Source organism: Paenibacillus liaoningensis, from assembly GCF_059609455.1.
The window spans coordinates 85332-99234 of the sequence record NZ_JCAALU010000001.1 but is presented as its reverse complement, the minus strand read 5'-3'; the positions used below and the strand labels follow the sequence as shown (position 1 = coordinate 99234).

Below are 13903 nucleotides of genomic sequence, written 5' to 3'. Positions count from 1 at the left end.
CTATAGGAATATAGAGGAGAGATCGGAATGAAGAAACCATCATTTACAATGATCAAACAAGCCAGCACCTCGGTTAAAATAGCTGCTGCTGTCGGAACGCTAGCCGTAATTTTAACCGCCTGTGGGGGTGGAGATACCGCAGCGACGAACAATAGCGGAGCAACCAGTGAAGCTTCAAGCTCGCCAACTGCGGCAGAGTCGACAACGAACCCAAGTGAAGCGCTGATAACGCCGGAGCAATTGCCAGAGGCGCTGCTTGCAGGCAATTATAAAGGGATTTATGAGCGCTTTAGCGCTCCGTTTAAGGAGCAGGTTAGCGAGGCTGATTTTCTAAAAATGGCGGAGTCGTTTATGAGCGGCGTGAAGTCGCTCGAAAAGTCCTCCATTTTGAACAAAAGCGGCGTTGAACAGCGCACATGGGTGAGCGATTCCGGAACTAAGGGAATTGTCGGCATTTTTGATGCGGAAGGCACGATTATTGGGCTTCAAGTGAAGGAGCTCTCCCCTGCAACGGAAACAGACAGCATCCTGACCAAAAATAGCTACAGCTTGCCATTTCGCGGGGAATGGCTTGTCATTTGGGGCGGAAACAATGCGTTAATCAATTATCACTATGAATATGAGAGCCAGCGTTACGCCTATGATTTTGTGCAGGCGAAGGACGGTTTTTCCTATGAAGGCGATCCTTTGAAAAATGAAAGCTACTTCGCCTTTGGCCAAGATATTATTGCCCCTGCGGACGGCACAGTCGTATCGGTTGTTAACGATATCGCCGATAACGAGCCCGTTGGCGTTATGAATGAAAAGGCGCCTGCCGGCAATGTGGTTGTCATCGATCATGGAGGAGAATACAGCTATCTCGCCCATATGAAAAAAGGTTCAGCAGTTGTAAAGCCAGGCGACAAAGTCAGCAAAGGCGATGTCCTTGGACAGACGGGCAATTCCGGCAACTCCAGCGAGGCCCATCTGCATTTTCAGCTGTCTGACGGTAAGGATTTGTTCACCTCATCAGCGATTGCAGTGAAATGGGAAGGCGGCATTAAGCCTGTGCAGGGGGAAACAATTGGCTCCGCAGAATAAGACAACATAAGCAAACAGCTGCAAGCATCGGTCTTCTCAGACCCTGCTTGCAGCTGTTTTTTCTCACGATCTTATGCGCCAGACGGACGCATATTTTTTACGGTATTTTTCAATGAAACCGGATTAAACGTTTATAGACGAATGTTGTCTTGCGATAGCCCTGCTCCTCATAATGCGATATAGGAGCATCAAGCTGCTGGCCCATCTTGAACAGCGCTTCCGCCTCCAGCATCAGCTGCTCTCCTATCCCTTGACCCACATATTCCGGATGTACGATGAGCCCGCCAATATAGGGAACATCCCCTCGCATATGCAAATGAATCGAACCGACGATCGCGTCGCCCTCCACAACCGCTTTGAGAAAAATATGGTCTTGAAACTGCTTTCTTATAGCCGCCAAGGACGTAATGGAAGGCTCCAGCCTGTATGCTCCGAATCGGCCGGCAAGGCCTCTGCTCGCTGTTTGCTTCAGCGTGATAAGGGCTTCGGCATCGGATACAAGCGCTATTTTTATTATCATCTGCTCTATCACCTCTTTGAGCGTACAATCTTCTTTAAACCATTTATTATTTATTATATAAAATAAAACTGAACTGATTCTGAACACTTCTCCTCTTCCATCAGGCAAATAAAAAAGCAGAGCAAGAGAACTGCTTTTCTCTTGATCTGCTTTCTTTCGCTCTGGATTCTCTTGATCTGCTCGATCTGGTTGTTGAGTTGGTCCGCTTAATCTAAGTAATCTGCTTTGGCTATTAACCAAACTGTGCCTGATGGAGCCTGCTGTAAATGCCGCCTTGGTGAACAAGCTCCTCATGACGGCCCTGCTCCTCAATGCCTTGTGGAGTAACGACGACGATGCGGTCGGCGTTTTTGATCGTTGCCAATCGGTGCGCAATAACGAGCGTCGTCCGGCCCTCCGACAGCTCAGCCAGCGACTGCTGAATAATCAGCTCCGTCTCTGTATCAAGCGCCGACGTAGCTTCATCCAAAATCAGAATCGGCGGATTTTTCAGGAACATTCTTGCAATCGACATCCGCTGCTTCTGCCCACCGGACAGCTTGACCCCACGCTCGCCAATGACCGTATCCAGCCCTTCCGGCTGCGTACGAATAAAATCATCCAGGCGCGCTCTTCGAGCCGCTTCCCATATTTCTTCCTCGGTGGCACCGAGCTTGCCGTAGAGAATATTTTCACGAATCGAGCCCGAGAACAAAAATACATCCTGCTGCACAATGCCGATTTGGCTGCGCAGCGATTGCAGCTTGATCTGGCGAATATCGACGCCGTCCACCGTAATGGAGCCTTCATTCAGCTCGTAAAAACGCGGCAGCAGGCTGCACAGCGTTGTTTTCCCCGCACCCGAAGGCCCGACAAAAGCGACCGTTTCCCCTTTGCCGACAGTCAGGCTTATGTTATTGAGCACCTTCTCCTCGCCTTCATAGCCGAAGGAAACATTTTGGAAGCGAATGTCGCGCTTAAGCTCGCCCATCGCCACCGCATTCGGCGCATCAGCAATATCCGGCTCAATATCGAGCAGCTCCACATAACGCTTGAAGCCGGCAAAGCCTTGCGGATAGCTTTCAATAATCGCATTAATTTTCTCAATTGGCTTGAAGAAGACGTTCGTCAGCAGCAAAAAGCCGATAAATTCGCCGTACGTCAGCTCGTTCTGAATAACAAACCAAGTGCCGCATACCATGACGAATACGGTAACTAAGCGCATCATCATGTAGCTGATCGTTCCGTTTTGCGATATGAGCTTATAGCTAAGCAGCTTCGTCAGACGGAAACGGCTGTTGTTCGTGTTAAACTGCTCTTTCTCATACGACTCATTAGCAAACGCCTGAACGACGCGAATACCGCCAACATTATCCTCTACCCGGGCATTGAAATCGCCAATATCGGTAAACAGCTGATGAATGGCGCTCGTCATTTTGCGGTTGAAATAAATAACGAACCAAATAATGATCGGCACGACGATAAAAGTCATCACCGCAAGCTTCCAATTAATGAGCATCATCAGCACGAAAGAGCCTGCCAGCGTCATAACAGCGATAAATAAATCCTCTGGTCCATGATGCGCCATCTCGCCGATCTGCATCATATCGTTGGTCAGACGCGTCATTAAATGCCCCGTCTTCGTATTGTCGAAAAACTTGAAGGACAGCTTCTGAATGTGCTCAAACAGCTTTTTGCGCATATCTGTCTCGATGTTAATACCGAGCATATGCCCCCAATAATTTACGACAAATAACAGCAGCGTATTAACAATGTACAAGGCCAGAAGCGCCAGCGACGCCCACAAGATGATCATCCATTCTCCCTTTGGCAGCAGATCATCTACAAACCGGTTGACTACTAGCGGAAAAGCGAGCTCTAGCAGCCCGGCCAGCACCGCACAGCCAAAATCCAGCATGAACAGCCCTCTATAAGGCTGGTAATAAGAAAAAAAACGACGTATCATGAGCTTGCTTCAATCCCCCTTATCATCTGTCTCTTTAAAAATATATAGAAAACAGCGTTGGGAGACAATGGATTATTGTAGGTTGGTGCGTTATTGTTTTACTAGCCAAGCTGTAAGCTCTTCTAATTGTGCTGAAGTGGCGATGGGATCAAAGTACCAGGATTTATCGCCGTGCCAGATGTAAACCCGATCATTTTTAACGGCATCGAGTGTTCCCCAGATCGAATCTGCCTTTAAATCTTCAAGTGTGTGCGTCTCGGAAGTGAAAATGATATAGTCGCCTGCATACTCTTCCAATATTTCCATCGATATTTCGAGCGACTGCTCCTTCATGACCTCAGCTGCATGTTTTGGCGGCAGTTTGCGGTCAAGCGCATGATAAACGGCCTGTCCGCCACGTCCAAAATTATCCCCGAATACGCCCACTGTTTTGCCCCAATCTTCCATGAGGGAGAAAGTCGCTTCGGCTGGCACATGCTGAGCAACCTGCTCGCGCGCCTGTGCAATTTGCTTATCAAAATTGGCAAGCCATGCCTCTGCCTCTTGTTCCTTGCCTAGCACTTGCCCGAAAAATTCAATTTCTTCGTGTACCGTTTTCAAATTGCCGAAAGGCACGAGCACGGTTGGCGCAATTTTGCTGAACGATTCATAAGCCATTTCATTGCCGGTAACGATCAAATCCGGCTGCAGCTCCAAAATTTTCTCCAGTGAAATACTTTCGTATTCGCCAATATTTTCTACGCCGGCAAGCTCGGCCTTATAGTAGGGATTTTCGAGGTTTTTTTGCGGCGTGCCAACGGGCTTCACATCAAGCGCAATAAAGCTGCCTAAATACAGATCGACTACGACGCGCTGTGCCTGATTCGGTATTTCTATATCTCCTTTAATGGTTTTAATCATCCGCGTTCCGCCTGCCGCTTCAGCTTGCGGCGATGCCTCAGGCGACTTCTGCTCTGCAGATGCTTGTACGTTTCCAGCATTGCCGGAAGCAGCTCCCTGCGGCGGCGCCGCACCCGAGCAAGCGCTCAAAAACAGGGTCAAACTGATCAGCATCGTAGCTAGCAATCTTTTATGGCTAAACATAGGTAGCTCCCCTTCTCTACTGTGTTGATAATAATTATCATCCTCACTATAAAGCTTGGAGCTATAGTTGCCAATGGAGAATATGCGCCCGATCGCTGGATTTTTTGCTCCTTTTTCGATCTGCCCCCTCTGGGTGCGAAATCGTATAGGAGACTGGCCGATATGTTTTTTGAACATTCGCCCAAAATAATATTTATCTGGACATCCTACGTATATCGCTATTTCTTCCAAGGTCGATTCCGAGTTCAGCAGCAGCTCCTTGGCATGCTTCAGCCTGATTTGGGTTAAATATTGAATCGGGCTAACACCTGTCTCCCTCTTGAATAATTTGACGAGATGACCTACGCTGCAATCCAGCAAATCCGCTAGGACGTCCAGGGCAATCGCACTGGCATATTGCTCCTCCATATAACGGATTGCCTGCGAGACAAGATCGGCCCGCGCCAGCTGTACGCCGTCTCTATGAAGCTGCCAAAGCTGCTCGTATATGCACTGATACAATAGAGCTTTAGCATGGAATTGCTCTAATTCCCCGCCATTTTTCCAGCTTCGCTCCAGCTCTTCGATTTTTGAAAATAAAGCCAAGGATGAATGCGGCACTAAGCGGTATTGCAGCTGAAAGGGACGATGCTGTTGCAGCAAATCCAAAATCTCCTGCCTGCTGGGGAGCGGAATAACCGCCTTATAAAATACGATGACATATTCAAAGGGCTCTGCTGACGGCCTAATGTCCAGACATGCCCCTTTGCCGCCGTGCAAAACGTGAAATCGCTTCATGCCACCGGCGGCGCTGTCCAGTTCCACCTCAGCACTGCCGCGCAGCGCATATAAAAAAAAGCTCGATGGAACGCGGTAAGCCCGCAGCTCCTCATCTATGCCTAACATGACGCGCCTTATATCCAGCAGTCTTATCGAAGCACGATTCCATAATGCCGTATGTTCATTCAGCTTTAACACCTTGTTCACTCCCTGTCTCTCACTTACGCAAAAGCCTTAAACGTTCATTATTATTCATCATAATTGATAAGCATTATCATTCACAACCCTATCTTGATAATGACTTATCTAAAAAAAATCGATTGACAGCGCTTCCCATAAAATGCTACTATCTTCTCCCTGTCATTTTAACAACGTGAGGAGGAAAGCACTTGATTGAGGTTAACGGAATAAGCAAGTCGTTCCTGGTGTCGAAGCGGCCGCCGGGCCTGGCGCATGCGGTAAAATCGCTTTTTCGGAGGGAATATACGGTCGTGGAGGCGCTGCAGAATATTTCATTCACGATTGGCTCCGGTGAAATTGTCGGGTATATCGGCCCGAACGGAGCAGGGAAATCGACGACAATTAAGACGATGAGCGGCATTCTCGTACCGGATAGCGGGACGTGTTCGATTATGGGGTACACCCCTTGGAAGGATCGCGTTTCATATGTGAAAAATATCGGCGTCGTGTTTGGACAGCGCTCGCAGCTATGGTGGGACGTTCCGGTACTGGACTCCTTCGAGCTGCTGCGCGACATCTATCGCACTCCCCCACTGGAATATCGGGCTACTCTGGCATTGCTCGTAGAAACGCTGGATTTACAAGCGCTGCTGCATACTCCCGTTCGCCAGCTCAGTCTTGGACAGCGCATGCGCTGTGAAATTGCTGCTTCGCTGCTGCACAGTCCCAGCCTACTGTTTCTCGATGAACCGACGATCGGGCTCGATGCCGTATCCAAAATCGCCGTCAGGCAGTTCATTAAAACGATCAATGAAGAAAAAGGCGTTACCGTCATTTTGACGACCCATGATATGTTTGATATTGAGGCACTCGCGAGCCGCCTGCTGCTCATCGGCAAAGGCAAGCTGCTTTATGACGGCACCGTGCAGGGGCTGCGCAGCCGCTATGGCGGAAAAGTTGAGGCGCCGCAAGCTTCACAGCTGCAACAGGCATCCGCTTCAACGTCTGAACGGGGCCATTCTAACGACAGCCTGTCCATTGAAGACATTGTCGTGCAAATGTACAAGGAGTACGCACTATGATTAAACCTTACTACGCCGTACTCAGGTTGCGGCTCAGCAACGGGCTGCAATACCGTGCCGCCGCATACGCCGGCATCGGGACGCAGTTTTTTTTCGGCTTTATTTTCATTATGGTGTTTGAAGCCTTTTATGCCCAGACCAGTGCCGCCGCACCACAGATGAGCCTCTCCGAGGTTGTCGCCTATTGCTGGCTCAAGCAAGCGTTCCTTGCCTTCATCGTTTTATGGCTGCGAGACAATGAACTGTTTCAGCTCATTACAAGCGGCAATATTGCCTATGAGCTGTGCAGGCCCAGCGGCATTTACGGCCTCTGGTATGCCAAGCTGCTCGCCCAGCGGCTGTCCAGCGCTTTGCTTCGCTGCCTGCCGATATTGCTGGTCAGCGTCTTTCTGCCTCAGCCCTACAGGCTTGAGCTGCCGCCTGACTTTTCCGCCTTTTTCCTATTCGTCTGCTCGCTTATCATAGGGCTGTTCCTGATCGTGGCCATCTCCATGCTCATTTATATTTCCGTATTTATTACGATGTCTCCGGCCGGCTCCCTGCTGATGTTCAGCGTGTTTGGCGAGTTTTTCGCCGGCATGATTATTCCGGTGCCGCTTATGCCGGATTGGATGCAGCGGATCGTCTACGCTCTGCCCTTCCACTGGACCGTTGACTTCCCCTTTCGCGTCTACACTGGCAACATTTCCACGCTAGATGCCGGAACGGGACTGCTGTTTCAGCTGCTGTGGCTCGCTGCCCTTATTTTCCTTGGCAAAATCGCGATGAACAAGGCGCTGCGACGCGTCGTTGTACAAGGAGGCTGATGCGGCGATGACGCTTTATTTTAAATACATGCTGCTGCTGTTCAAAGCGCAAATGCAGTACCGCGCTTCTTTTCTGCTTCTCGTGCTTGGACAATGCTTAACGCCATTTACCGTATTTGCCGGGCTATATTTCATGTTCGAGCGTTTCGGGGAAATGAAAGGCTGGAGCTTTTACGAGGTGCTGCTGTGCTTTGCTGTGACGCATATGGCTTTCTCTATTACCGAATGCTTTGCACGCGGATTTGATATGTTCTCCTCGCTAGTCGTCAGCGGAGATTTCGACCGGCTGCTCGTTCGGCCGCGCGGCACCATTATTCAGGTGCTGGGCTCCAAATTTGAATTTTCTCGCGTCGGACGGCTGCTGCTCGGAATTGTGGTTCTCGTCTGGACGATCATGAATCTGGACATTCCATGGACGCCGCTTAAAATAACGGCGCTCGTGCTGATGGAAGCAAGCGGCGTCATTATTTTTGCCAGCATCTTTATTTTGTGCGCTTCGTTCAGCTTCTGGACCGTGCAGGGACTGGAGATCGCTAATATTTTAACCGATGGCGGGCGGGAAATGACGCAATATCCGCTGAGCATCTACCATCGGCGCATTCAGCAATTTTTCACCTTCATTATCCCGTTCGGTTGTGCCAACTATTTGCCGCTGCAATACATACTCGGCCGCGAGGCAAGCCCGATGTATGCTTTTCTGCCGCTGGCAGGGCTGCTGTTTCTTGCACCCTGTCTGCTCATCTGGCAAATTGGCGTTCGGCGCTACCGCTCGACCGGGTCCTAGTGCTGCGGAATAAGCAGCTGGTTACTGAGCCGCCGGATAAATGCGATAGGCATCACGGCCAGCCGCGCCCGGTGCGTCCGGTACATTGACTATACCAGCTGCTTCGGTTAATTGGGGAGCTGCACCATCCAGCTTGGACAATGTCCAACCGTAAGAAAGCACCGAGGCAAGCTGGTCAGCTTCAGCGTTCGTCAGCCAAGCATGGACCGATTCGCCACCTGGCTCCAACAGAAGCTCCGCTTCTTGCTGAAAAGCAACTTTAATCCAGCTGTGAATGCCGCGAATCGTATTGTATTTTATTTGATAGCCCTCGGTCACAGCCTGTGCAAACAGCTCCGCATCGCTGCTGGCTAAAGCATTCAATAGGCTGTAGTCAAATTGAAAGGGGCTCGTATCTACGGGTAAATCGCCCTCATGCACCTTGCGAATCAATTGTTCATTCGTCCAGCCATAGGACTTAAGCGATTCCAGCAATAGCGCATCCCATTGCGATAGTTTAATAACCGTTCCTGTCTTTGCATCCATGTTATTCGTCTCCTTTATCTGTGCTAACGCTTGTCCTTATATGAGTAAAGAGATTGCCCCGACCATCACGAAGGAGGGGGGCAATCTCTTTCTATTATTTAGCTGCTGCGCCTGCTTGGTAGGCGTTCAAAAACTCTTTTACTTTTGCCGGATCAGCCTTCAGCTCAAGGCCTGTTTTCACAAGCGGGCTAAGCGTAGAAATAGCTTTAAATTTATTGCCGCCGTAATAGGCTAAAAACTCATCCTGATTGATCGAATAAAGCACCGCTTTTCTCAAATCTGCGCTTTCTGCAACCGGACGGTTTTTCGTATTAAACAGCAGGTACGAAGCCGCGTTGCTCGGAAGCGTCTGGAGCGCCAGCTTGCTGTCGCCCTTCACAATGTCAAACTTCGTTTCAGGCACGCTGTAATAAAGATGAATTTCGCCGCTGCGAAGTGCGGACAATGCACTATCGGCATCTTTAATAAAGCGAACTTTAATCGACGTAATTTTCGGCTCATGCTTCGTGCCTTTCATATAGCCAGGGTTTTTATAGAAGACAGCTTCATAGTCGTTTTTGTGAGCCAAGATGTAAGGTCCGCTTGTGTACAGCGTATTGTTGTACTGGCTGCCCTCGGTTACCGTGTTTTGGTCGCCGTAAGGAATATCCTTGTTCACATCGAATTTGGCTACATCGTACGTATTAATTTTTTCTACCTGCTTCTTGGATACGATACCCGCAGATTGGTGGGCCAAATAATTCAGCACTTGCGGGAATGGCACCGTTGTTGTCAGCTTCACAACCTGGTACTTGCCTTCCTTGCTATTTGCTTGTGCTTTATCCGACACGAGCTCGGAAATTTTGGCATCGAGCCCTTTTTCCAGTTCATTTTTCACATTACCGCTGCCGCTCGACAGCTTTACAGACTCAAGCGCTGCCGGGTCAGTGATCAGCTCGACATTTTTAATATGCTCGTGCAGGGTATACGTCCGGTGGTCAGGAACGGAATCTTTATTTTTGGCGCGATCCAGCGAGAAAATAACGTCGTCGGCGCCTACACGCTCGCCAGAATCGGCAACAAGCTTGTCTTTAATTTCCGCGAAATGAATATCATCACGCAAAATGAAATAATAATCGGAATTGCCTTCGGCAATCGCAAAATTATACGACAATGAGCCTTCCGCCGTCAGCTTGTCGTCATCGGTCAGGTTCAGCAGGCGCACGTATTGGTTCGTGTTGATAATGTTAATGGAGCCGTCATTGCCTTTAATCGGGTCAAGCGAAGTCAAGGTCGCCATGGCCGATTGCAGCACCAACGCTTCCGTATTGCGCTTGGATGCATCTTTAAAATCCAGCTCTTCCCACGGGAGCGATCTAGACTTCGATAGGCGAACGCTGTCCTTGTTCAGCACTTCCTGATTAAACGCTTGCGATTTAAGCGAGCTGTAAAGCGGAGCAATATAGGCGTTGTCAAAAACGAGCTTTTGCTCCAATTGTTTATACGTTTCTGTGTATTGATCCGGTGTTTGTGTGGAAGCCGTATCAATGAGGGCATCAATGTCCTTGTCGCTCATAATGCTATAGTCACCGCCGGTTTTAAACAGCGAGCGAACCGCATAGTCCGGGTTTCCCGTTACTGTCGTCCAGCTCGACAACGCTATATCATAGTTGCCAGCATCCTGCTGTGCTTTAAACGTACCGTAATCGGCTTGAATGTTCAGCTTTACGTTAAAGCCGTTTTTCGCCAGCTGGTCACGTACAATGTTCAGATCAGCCTCATTGCTGCTCATTCCGAGCAATTCAATATCAACCGGCTTGCTGTCGACAACCGCCTCTGCGCCTTCCGTCGCTTGCGGCGTGCTGGCAGCCTCATCCTTCGTCGTCAATGTGCAGCCGCTCAGCATAATAGCCAAACTGAGCAGAATGAGTGAAAATAGCTTGCTTGTGTGTTTCATGTTTCTCTCTCCTCTTGTCATTATTCTATAGTCTATAAGTTAACTCACATTCGCACATCGCCCATACATCGTTTCGTAACGTAGCTTTGGATAGAATATGAATGAGGTTACAGCAAATATAAAAGCAAATACAGCTGCAATTGCAGCTTTAGCACTGCCCTAATCCAGCTTCGGATCTAATGTATCCCGCAGGCCGTCGCCGAGAAAATTAAACGACAGCACGAGCGCAATAATCGCCAGCCCCGGATAAATCGCCGTATAGGCGTGGGTTTCCAGATAAGCACTGCCCAGCCGCAAAATATTGCCCCATTCCGGTATATGCGGCTCGACGCCCAAACCGAGGTAACTTAAGCTGCTCGTTGAAATAACGGCTGTGCCTATCGTAAGCGTCGATTTCACAATCATCGGAGCAATAGCGTTCGGCACAATATGCTTGAACAAAATAACGAAGTCTCCTGAGCCGAAAGCCCGCGCAGCCTGTACATATTCGAGCGTCGAAACGAGCAGCACATTCGCCCGCATCGTTCGGGCATAGGTCGGAATAGCGCCGATACTGAGCGCTAATATCAAATTAGTCGTGCTGGCGCCAAAAGCGGCAATGATCGCAATAGCCAGCAAAATGCCTGGAATGGCGTACAGCACATCGAGTGCACGCATGATGATGTTATCTGCATGGCGGCCGTAATAGCCGGACACCGCACCCAGCACACCGCCGATTAGGACGGGAATGAGCGTCGATAAAAAGCCGACAATCAGCGATATTCTAGCACCGAATACGATGCGTGAAAGCAAATCCCGGCCGAAATTGTCCGTCCCCAGCGGATAAGCGAGATTTGGATGCTGCAAAATCGCTCCATAATTATTATCGATAGCCATTCCATAATCAAAGATCAAATAGCTGGTGACCGACAAGGTCAGCAGGAACAAAATAAAGAGCAGTCCCAGCATCGACGTTGAGCTTCTGGACAGCCGCTCCACCACATCGCTAAGCCGTGAGCCGGATGTAAAGCTTCGATCCCGCAGCTTGGCGATAAGCAGCAAGCCGAGGAACAGCGCGAACAGATTGCCGCTCACTGCCGTTGCGATTAGAATCAAGGCGACCAACCACATCCAGCGCGGCAATTCCGCCTTGTCAGCGTATTTGGCAACGAGCAGCAGACTCGCAAGCTGGGCCAACGCCGAGATGAGAAGCAGCAGCATGCCAAGCAAAAATGTATTCGCCACATAAGGCTTGAACAAATTTAGAGCAGATACGGCGAGCACTAGCAACGTAGTTAGCAAGGTATAAACCGCAAGCGTATAAGCTGCGCTCTTCTTCCGTTTAATGAGCTGGAATGCTGCGGTGGCAATGAACACATTCGCCGTCGCCAGGCTGAGCAGCAGCACATAGCCGAGCGCTCTAGTCGAGCGGCGAAGCTCGCCGCCCCCTTTAAGCAAATCGCGCCGAATGAACGCCCATACCGCAAGCTGCAGCAGCGCAAAACCGAAATAGGCAGCGCTTAGGGCCAGTCCCCCCGGCTTGAACGAAGCGTCGGCAGGCGTATAGCTACTGAGCAGCAGTACAAGCGCCAAAGCCAGGGAGACAATGCCAGCGAAGCTGGACTGGCTGTACTCCAGGCTGGATTTTAATTTAAATCGAATTTGCTGCTTGTTTATGAAAACATTGGACACGGATAGCACCTGCTTTAGTATTGTTTCATTTTGGAGCGAATTCTCGGGTCAAAGAAGGCGTAAAGCAGATCCACAATGACGTTAATAACCGATATCGTAATTGCCGTGTAGACAACCCCGCCCATAATGGCCGGAATATCCGGAATAAACTGCTTGTCCACAATATAGCTCCCAATCCCGCTAATATTGAACACCTTCTCCGTCACTGCCGCCCCGCCAAGCATCGCGCCAAATTGCAGCCCAATCACCGTAATAATTGGAATGAGCGCATTGCCTACAGCATGCTTCCAAATGACCTGCCGGCGGGCCAGCCCTTTCGCTTTGGCGGTCGTAATATAATCCTCATGAATAACCTCCAGCGTCGAAGATCGAGTCATGCGCGCAACAGCCGCCGTCAGACCTGTACCTAGAACAATGATCGGCATAATCGCCGACAGCGCATTTTGCGGATTATAAGTTGCTGGCAGCCAGGATAGCTTAATTGAAAAATTCAAAATAAAAATCAATCCTTGCCAGAAATTCGGAATCGACAGCCCTAGCAAAGCAATGAACATAAAGGTGTAGTCGAAAAAGGAGCCTGGCCTCGTTGCCGAAATAATGCCGATTGGCAAAGCAATCAATACGGCGATCAACGTCGATACGAAGGTGAGCGTCAGCGTAACCGGAAATTTGCCGGCAATAGCTGTCGTTACACTTTCATTGCCTGCGAAGGAACGGCCCAGATCAAAGGTCAATATGCCCTTAATCGTATTCCATAGCTGAACAAGATAAGGTTGATCCAGCCCATACAGCTGGTTAAACGCCGCAATTTGCTCCGCGGTAGCCGTTTCTCCCAATATGTTGGCTGCTGGATTCATTGGCGAAATATATAAAATCGTAAAAACTAAAAAGGCTACACCGAAAATAACAAATATCGCCATAATCAGACGCTCGGCAATATATTTCACATACGGGTTCGCATAAAGCGCCATAATGGCGTACATCAGCAGGCCAGGAATAAACGATAATACGAAAAATGCGGGCCGCTTGAGCAGGGAGTCAAACGTATCGCTGAACGTCAGCTTCCCTTGCGGCTCCTCCGATAGCCGTTCCAATACGCGGGCGGCAAGCTGCTCTTTAAATTTAGCGGCAGCGATTCGCCTCGCTTCCTGCTCCGTTTTGTGTGCGCCGGGCGTCTGACCGAAAAATTGCTGCTTGCGCTGCAACTGATCCAGCGCCTCCGCCAGCAGCTTGTCCATGCTGCCTGCTTGCAGCAGCTCTTGTCTCGTCTCTTCCTCAAGCCGGCGATAGCCAAACCGGGCTTTGCGATATACATAAACCGCGAATACGAATGCGGATACAGGTGCGCCTGCAATGAGCAGCAGCAGCCTGTAGGCTGGATGCTGAAGCATTTTACGATAGACAGCAGCCGTTAGGTCTGTGATGCCATTTCCAATTTTCAAGTCTTGCACCGTCAAGCCTGTCCGCTCCTTTTAATTCAGCATTTTAATTGCATTATTCCGATAGATATAGTAGATTTTATTTTAAGGAAT

The 13903-nt window shown here is 49.6% G+C and carries 11 protein-coding genes; 4 read left to right on the top strand and 7 right to left on the bottom strand.

Annotated features, from left to right (window positions below; genetic code table 11):
* Positions 1–27: 27 nt before the first annotated feature.
* Complete coding sequence (locus AC6B99_RS00400) at positions 28–1080, top strand: peptidoglycan DD-metalloendopeptidase family protein (protein WP_496662490.1); 1053 nt, start codon at positions 28–30, stop codon at positions 1078–1080.
* Between the two features lie 109 nt (positions 1081–1189).
* On the opposite strand, the gene AC6B99_RS00395 is transcribed toward AC6B99_RS00400, so the two are convergent.
* The 3 genes from AC6B99_RS00395 to AC6B99_RS00385 all read right to left on the bottom strand — a co-directional run bounded on the left by AC6B99_RS00395 (position 1190) and on the right by AC6B99_RS00385 (position 5594).
* A complete protein-coding gene (locus tag AC6B99_RS00395; RefSeq protein WP_496662489.1) occupies positions 1190–1600 on the bottom strand; it encodes a GNAT family N-acetyltransferase in 411 nt (136 codons plus the stop codon).
* A 232-nt stretch (positions 1601–1832) separates the two neighbouring features.
* Positions 1833–3545, bottom strand: coding sequence for an ABC transporter ATP-binding protein (locus AC6B99_RS00390; RefSeq protein ID WP_496662488.1), 1713 nt, complete (start codon positions 3543–3545; stop codon positions 1833–1835).
* A gap of 90 nt (positions 3546–3635) precedes the next feature.
* The gene (locus AC6B99_RS00385; RefSeq protein ID WP_496662487.1) at positions 3636–5594 is read right to left on the bottom strand and encodes an AraC family transcriptional regulator; all 1959 of its coding nucleotides are present in this window, start codon (positions 5592–5594) and stop codon (positions 3636–3638) included.
* A gap of 182 nt (positions 5595–5776) precedes the next feature.
* Here AC6B99_RS00385 and AC6B99_RS00380 point away from each other — a divergent pair, with 182 nt between their 5' ends.
* From AC6B99_RS00380 to AC6B99_RS00370, 3 genes are read left to right on the top strand one after another with little or no spacing between them, the layout of a single operon-like run.
* Positions 5777–6649, top strand: a complete 873-nt coding sequence (locus AC6B99_RS00380) for an ABC transporter ATP-binding protein (RefSeq protein ID WP_496662486.1) — start codon at positions 5777–5779, stop codon at positions 6647–6649.
* Complete coding sequence (locus tag AC6B99_RS00375) at positions 6646–7455, top strand: ABC transporter permease (RefSeq protein ID WP_496662485.1); 810 nt, start codon at positions 6646–6648, stop codon at positions 7453–7455. The genes AC6B99_RS00380 and AC6B99_RS00375 overlap by 4 nt, the downstream gene beginning before the upstream one ends.
* A 7-nt stretch (positions 7456–7462) precedes the next feature.
* Positions 7463–8239, top strand: a complete 777-nt coding sequence (locus tag AC6B99_RS00370) for an ABC transporter permease (protein WP_496662484.1) — start codon at positions 7463–7465, stop codon at positions 8237–8239.
* Positions 8240–8260: 21 nt separating this feature from the next.
* Here AC6B99_RS00370 and AC6B99_RS00365 read toward each other — a convergent pair whose 3' ends face one another.
* The 4 genes from AC6B99_RS00365 to AC6B99_RS00350 all read right to left on the bottom strand — a co-directional run bounded on the left by AC6B99_RS00365 (position 8261) and on the right by AC6B99_RS00350 (position 13762).
* Positions 8261–8764: a hypothetical protein gene (locus tag AC6B99_RS00365; protein ID WP_496662483.1), complete on the bottom strand. Its 504-nt coding sequence runs from the start codon at positions 8762–8764 to the stop codon at positions 8261–8263.
* A 94-nt stretch (positions 8765–8858) separates the two neighbouring features.
* Positions 8859–10700, bottom strand: a complete 1842-nt coding sequence (locus AC6B99_RS00360; RefSeq protein ID WP_494878859.1) for an ABC transporter substrate-binding protein — start codon at positions 10698–10700, stop codon at positions 8859–8861.
* Between the two features lie 159 nt (positions 10701–10859).
* On the bottom strand, positions 10860–12371 hold the full coding sequence (locus tag AC6B99_RS00355; RefSeq protein WP_494864678.1) for an ABC transporter permease subunit: 1512 nt from the start codon (positions 12369–12371) through the stop codon (positions 10860–10862).
* 14 nt (positions 12372–12385) lie between these two features.
* Complete coding sequence (locus AC6B99_RS00350; RefSeq protein WP_494864875.1) at positions 12386–13762, bottom strand: ABC transporter permease subunit; 1377 nt, start codon at positions 13760–13762, stop codon at positions 12386–12388.
* Positions 13763–13903 lie beyond the last annotated feature (141 nt).

Excerpts from the sequence above, each read along its gene's own strand:
- AC6B99_RS00400 (WP_496662490.1), top strand. The coding sequence starts at position 28 with ATGAAGAAACCATCATTTACAATGATCAAACAAGCCAGCACCTCGGTT.
- AC6B99_RS00395 (WP_496662489.1), bottom strand. The coding sequence starts at position 1,600 with ATGATAATAAAAATAGCGCTTGTATCCGATGCCGAAGCCCTTATCACG.
- AC6B99_RS00390 (WP_496662488.1), bottom strand. The coding sequence starts at position 3,545 with ATGATACGTCGTTTTTTTTCTTATTACCAGCCTTATAGAGGGCTGTTC.
- AC6B99_RS00375 (WP_496662485.1), top strand. The coding sequence starts at position 6,646 with ATGATTAAACCTTACTACGCCGTACTCAGGTTGCGGCTCAGCAACGGG.
- AC6B99_RS00370 (WP_496662484.1), top strand. The coding sequence starts at position 7,463 with ATGACGCTTTATTTTAAATACATGCTGCTGCTGTTCAAAGCGCAAATG.
- AC6B99_RS00365 (WP_496662483.1), bottom strand. The coding sequence starts at position 8,764 with ATGGATGCAAAGACAGGAACGGTTATTAAACTATCGCAATGGGATGCG.
- AC6B99_RS00360 (WP_494878859.1), bottom strand. The coding sequence starts at position 10,700 with ATGAAACACACAAGCAAGCTATTTTCACTCATTCTGCTCAGTTTGGCT.
- AC6B99_RS00350 (WP_494864875.1), bottom strand. The coding sequence starts at position 13,762 with ATGCTTCAGCATCCAGCCTACAGGCTGCTGCTGCTCATTGCAGGCGCA.